The 4,174-nt window shown below is 46.8% G+C and carries 4 protein-coding genes and 1 pseudogene; all 5 read right to left on the reverse strand.

Going from position 1 to position 4,174, the window contains the following annotated elements; translation table 11 throughout:
* A pseudogene (locus PR675_RS12495) lies at positions 1 to 498 on the reverse strand (lipase family protein); the annotation flags it as partial.
* Positions 482 to 1,342, reverse strand: coding sequence for a DUF4123 domain-containing protein (locus PR675_RS12500; protein WP_060561380.1), 861 nt, complete (start codon positions 1,340 to 1,342; stop codon positions 482 to 484). The gene PR675_RS12500 and the pseudogene PR675_RS12495, both read right to left, overlap by 17 nt.
* A complete protein-coding gene (locus tag PR675_RS12505; RefSeq protein WP_014657552.1) occupies positions 1,342 to 3,315 on the reverse strand; it encodes a type VI secretion system Vgr family protein in 1,974 nt (657 codons plus the stop codon). The genes PR675_RS12500 and PR675_RS12505 overlap by 1 nt, the downstream gene beginning before the upstream one ends.
* A 33-nt stretch (positions 3,316 to 3,348) precedes the next feature.
* The gene (locus tag PR675_RS12510; RefSeq protein WP_004925621.1) at positions 3,349 to 3,624 is read right to left on the reverse strand and encodes a PAAR domain-containing protein; all 276 of its coding nucleotides are present in this window, start codon (positions 3,622 to 3,624) and stop codon (positions 3,349 to 3,351) included.
* Positions 3,625 to 3,687: 63 nt separating this feature from the next.
* Positions 3,688 to 4,174, reverse strand: a 487-nt coding sequence (locus PR675_RS12515; protein WP_272582756.1) for an Hcp family type VI secretion system effector, incomplete at its 5' end; no start/stop codon positions are given.

A 4,174-nucleotide genomic window follows, 5' to 3' on the forward strand; every position in this document is an offset into this window, starting at 1 on the left:
GGCTCTAAATGGACAGACTTCTATCACATGACGTTGATTAAAATCTTCGCCCATGAATTTCAATCCGTTGAATTCATCTTCTTTGGGAAAATGATAATGGGGTAGTCCAAAACGAGCGGATTCCCATTTATCGATATCCGGGGCTTTATCGCATAATTCCCCGATAACCGCATACCGATAGGAATAGCCTTGTAATAGTGCATCCGGTTTGACGGTCGAGTGAGCCTCCCCTCGAAGTGTTCTCAGTGGGCGTTTTTCCATTTCATCGGTGAGTTTTTGAGACTCAATGGTCAATGTTGCCACCGTACGAGGTAAGTCTTCTTGCCTCAAATACCCTTGTGCATCAGTAACACCTTTTCTAATAACCCCATTACGAACTTTTAAGGTGTAAGACAAACCTGCCAAGGGCTGATTCTGCTCATCAACCAGCACACATTCTATCCATGCCTTGCGCTTAGAACAATCTGCACAATAAGGGTCATTATACTGATACGGCATTGGCACTCCTTGTCATGTCGGGTAAATAGCCTTTTTCATCAAGGTAACGCAAAAATAAATCATCAAAGAGATACGCGGTGTCTAAGCGCTTTTGTTGACACTCGTCCATCCATTCACGGATAAGCGCAATTAAACGCCCTTCTGGCTCATCTAACGAGTCAGCTAAGGTCGGATGGTTTTCCCAAAATTGAATATAAAAATTATCAATCACATTCAGATAGGCTTGTTCTGAATTTCGCCAGACCTTAATCAACGCTTCACTGAGAATATAATCAGCAGGGCTAATGAACGGCTCTGCATATGGAGGGCGTGAATAAATCACCTTCGTTTCACTCTCTTCAATAAAGCAGTCCTCAACGGGCATCATCAGTAATGCCCAGTCGCCTCGGCCTAATTTAGGTAACAACGTACGCGCAATGCGAGCATCAAAGAAGCGAAAAACGATTTTCTCCTCCCCCATCCAAGCAAATTGGTATTTTTGCCAGTGGGTGATTTGGGTACGCCAATCCAATTGACTTTGATATGCCCAGCCCCAACTGGGGTCGCTAAACGGCTCACTGTCTAACATTTTACCGAGGTGAAATAATTGTGACCGTTTGACTTTCACGAGCCACGGGCTCACTTCCGCTAAATGTGCTAATGCCGTTCCGTGGTAAATCGGGAAGGCTTCCTCAATCCAATCATGAGCATAAAACCGTTTAACCGGATTGGGGTCTGATAGGGTATTAATCAAAAAATACACATCATTTTGTGGGGTAGCCGTTAACCAGGATAACCAGGTTGAACCTGGGGTCGAAATTGATGTTTGTGTGAGCATCTGCTGTTGTATCACTGTCTGTGGCATTACTCGTCCTCATTCGGCTTCACGGTTAATCCCCCCGCTTGCTGCGCGGCCAAGGCACAGTATTTTTTGACGGGGTACGGTGGCTGTTCAAACGGCGCGACGCCTTCTGGCAATTCCAAAGCAACTGAGGCGCCACTGCCGGCACTGCCACCACCGACCACCATATCGCTAGAGGTAAATATCGTGCCGGGCGTAATACGAATAAAACTGCCCCCCACTTTCAACGTGATTTCCGTATTCGCTTCCAGAACGATTTTCCCGCCGCTGACTAAATGGGTTTGCTGGCTGCTTTCATGCACCGTTTTCCCGTCAACTTGTGTCTGTTGGTCACCTTCGATATGCAAAGAGGCGTTGCCTGTAATATTTTCCTTTTGGCTGCCTTTGAGGATGAAATGCTCATTGCCTGCAATTTCTGTAAAACGGTCGTTATCTATACGATGTTTAGCGTCATGCTGAATATGCCAATGCGTATCGTGTTCAATGTGCACATTCATGTCGCGTTGGGCATGGAAATAAATTTCCTCTTGGCCTGCTCTGTCTTCAAAACGCAATTCGTTAAAACCGTCCCCTTTGTGGGTTTGGGTTTTAAACGTAGTGCGGGTCATCTCATTGGGGAGATTTAACGGCGGTGCATTGCGCCCATTATAAGTACATCCCGTGATAATTGGCCTATCAATATCCCCATTCAGATAGCTGACAAGCACTTCCTGACCGATTCTGGGTATCGCCATAAATCCATATCCATCCCCATTCCAACCTTGTGCGACACGTACCCAACAAGAGCTGCTTAAATCAGGTTCACGATATCGGTCCCAGTGAAAATAGATTTTCACTGCCCCGTCTTTGTTCGTGTAGATTTCTTCCCCATCCGGCCCAACCACAGTCGCCAATTCATCCCCATCGGCGGTGGGTTTATGAATAAACGGCGGGCGCCAATCTAGTTCACTCGGAATAAAAGTCAGTTGATTGGATAAAGTCGTACCTTCGCCACCACTATTATCTGCTAAAGGTTGAACTCCGTGATGAGAAACCGACACCACTTGCCAATGGCGGTTCATGTCAAGATTCGGGTGGGATGACAATGAGAAAATTTTACCCGGCATCAAAGCAAAGCAGTTAGTGGTCGCACTACCGACACAACGGTATTGCTGACTCCCTTCATGGCGAAGCGCTGTAAAGCGGTCTGCATCCTCTTGGGTTTGAAAACGTCCATAACTTTCGTAAAAGGGGTGCTGACCATGCACATCCCCTTTTATTTCATGTTCTAATGGGTAAGAGGGGCGCTCAGGATTGTAATCCTTATAGAGGGTTTTGCCAGATAGCAACGACTCGCGATAGCGCCAGTGATACGCAGTATGGTCTTGGGTATCGGTATCGTATTGGGGGTTATACACCAAATCAATTCCCGCCGTCATTCCCAAATGAGAATCGCTATAAAACAGCCGAGGTTCTTGCCCTGCATCTTCAAACCAAAAGCTAATGCCTTCTTCAGCAGCTAAACGACAAAAAAATTGGTAATTGGATTCGCGTTTCTGCGTGATGTAATCGCGTTTCGGGTAAGGTGCTTTTGCGTAAAACTTGCAATCCGCTTTAATGTGGGATTCTGACAACAGCTGTTGAAGTAAATCAGGCACAGTCATCTGACGAAAAATACGGCTATTTTGCCCTAATGACATTACCCAGATTTCAGGGCGAATAATAAAATGATACCACGTTCGGTTACCGTCTGTATTTTGTTGCTCTGCGCTGGCTAATAACCCGCGTACAGTACGTATCGGTTTACCATTCCGCATCACGGTTAATGAGCAGGCGAATCCCAACATGTCATCAAATGGAATGGAAGGAAGCGCGCTGACGACCGTTAGCGATAAGGTAAACAACTCAGACAAGTGCTCTGTCAGTTGAAATTCAGTCACCGCAAACGTATCTGGTGGTACACCTTTAAATTGACAGGTAAAAACCAATCCATCCATACTGATATACCCTTATAAATTCAAAAGAAAAGCTCAACACACCAAGCGATTTACCCCGTAGACACACCCACATTGCACAACCGAACCTTCAACGGCAACGTAGCGTCCGTGCAATATCATGCCTTCCTCTCCTGTCACCAGCGTGCCCTCTTTTTTACATTGTGGGCAACGTGTGGCTTTGTCACCGACCCGTAATACACGAGTGCCGTCATTGGTGACTGTTGAGATACTGGCTAGGCAAGTTGCCCCTGTGGTAGTTTTGTCTTGATGTAATCCGACTTTTTTCCCTTGCACTGTGGTTCTTGCCATGCAATGCCTCCCACGTAAAATGCGCGAACTACACAAAAATAATCGCTCACGCTATCTTATAAATTACGCTTCGAGCGGTGCGCGCCAGTCATCGGCACCTGATGTGCCTGCAACCGTGTGTTCCCAGTCCACTTTACGGTAAGACAGAGACACTTCGATAAGCTGCGTGAAATCGGCTTTCGCTGGGTCTTGGCAATGCGGCATCTGGCAATCGATGTTAACGATAGTCGCATCCGTCAGTGTGGTGGTGAAGAAATGCTCTTGTTTCCCTTCAACAGACGTGCGATACCATTTCAGTTCCACTTTTGGCAGCATTTCGCCGGACGCCAGTGCGTTATACAGCAGTGGTACCGCTTTGTTTAATGCCACAGTAAAACGGAATGGCTTGTGAGCACGTTGGCCTGAAGGCTGACCGGATTGGGGGTCAGTCGGTACGGTCACAATGTGGGAAAACTCTTGTACCAGCATCTGGTCTTCATGACCTTGTACATAGATGTTACCGACGGATTCAGGGGTAAATGCTTCCGCAGTGATGTTGCCCTGCGTTTTA

It is taken from the genome of Providencia sp. PROV261 (assembly GCF_028477945.1).
GTDB classification, from domain to species: domain Bacteria; phylum Pseudomonadota; class Gammaproteobacteria; order Enterobacterales; family Enterobacteriaceae; genus Providencia; species Providencia stuartii.